The organism is Nonomuraea sp. B5E05, from assembly GCF_039880665.1.
In the GTDB taxonomy this organism is placed as follows: domain Bacteria; phylum Actinomycetota; class Actinomycetes; order Streptosporangiales; family Streptosporangiaceae; genus Nonomuraea.
Map to the genome: position 1 here is coordinate 1 of NZ_JBDPMJ010000102.1, position 970 is coordinate 970.

Consider the following 970-nt stretch of genomic DNA (forward strand, 5'->3'; position numbering starts at 1 on the left):
CGCACTTACGAGGTGCCTTCCTGGGCTGGCTGATTGAAGCGTAGAGAACTCCAATCTTCCCAGTTCAGAGGGCACCTCGCCGCATTTCACAACACCAGCATCAGATTTCAAACCGTGGATCCAGGCTGAGCAGGTCCACTTCAAGAGCCAGGTCGATGACCACGGGGAGGCCGGCGGTCATGTGATATGCCTGCCACACTTGGCCGTTAGAAAGGATCATCCACTCAACGCCCTCGTTCACGGCGTACATCTGCACCTGCCGCAGATGCTTGGCGTTGAGCTTCTGGCTGCAACGCTTCACCTCGATGAAGGCGGCGAGCTGCTTGTCGATGCGGATGCCGTAGTCGGCGAACTCACCCTTGACCTGGTACTCCGTAGTGAGGTCGTCATATTTGTCGTAGCCGAGTCCTGCGCATACGAAGTCGGTGATGTCCTTCCCCTCGTAGCGTGGAGACCGAACCGGGAGAGGTTTGGTCGTGGCAGCAGTCACGCGGCGGCGCTTTGATCCGGAGTTCCGGGCGGGCGCGGTGCGTATCGTGAAGGAGACCGGCAAGCCCGTCGCGCAGGTGGCACGGGATCTAGGGATCAGCCCGTACACGCTGCACAACTGGGTGCCGATGGACCGGCTGGACGAGCACTACAACGGCAACGGGAGCGGAACGCTGGAGGAGTCGGAGCAGGAGGAACTGGCCCGGTTGCGGCGGGAGAAGGCCGCGCTGGTCAAGCAGCACGCCGCGGAGAAGACGGCGTGGGAGAAGGAACGCGAGCAACTGGAAGACGAGCGTGACGTGCTCCAGCGTTCCGTGGTCTTGTGGGTCAAAGAGGCGATGGGCCGATAAGCGTGGCCCCCTCTCTGTCAGACTGCTGTGATACATGGGACAGATGAGTCCATTTGATGTGAAGCAGGGCGAGACAGGACGATCGAGACAGTGACGATGACCCTCGCCGATCAGAGCGCCTTGACGGGGCA

General features: G+C 61.1%; 2 protein-coding genes. One reads left to right on the forward strand and one right to left on the reverse strand.

Annotated features, from left to right (window positions below; all coding sequences use genetic code 11):
* Nucleotides 1-100: 100 nt before the first annotated feature.
* Nucleotides 101-490, reverse strand: a complete 390-nt coding sequence (locus ABGB01_RS45980) for a hypothetical protein (protein ID WP_347780652.1) — start codon at nucleotides 488-490, stop codon at nucleotides 101-103.
* Between ABGB01_RS45980 and ABGB01_RS45985 the strand changes: the two genes are divergently transcribed.
* Nucleotides 477-839 (forward strand): transposase, encoded by a 363-nt coding sequence (locus ABGB01_RS45985; protein ID WP_347780654.1) that lies wholly within the window; start codon nucleotides 477-479, stop codon nucleotides 837-839. The genes ABGB01_RS45980 and ABGB01_RS45985 overlap by 14 nt on opposite strands.
* Nucleotides 840-970 lie beyond the last annotated feature (131 nt).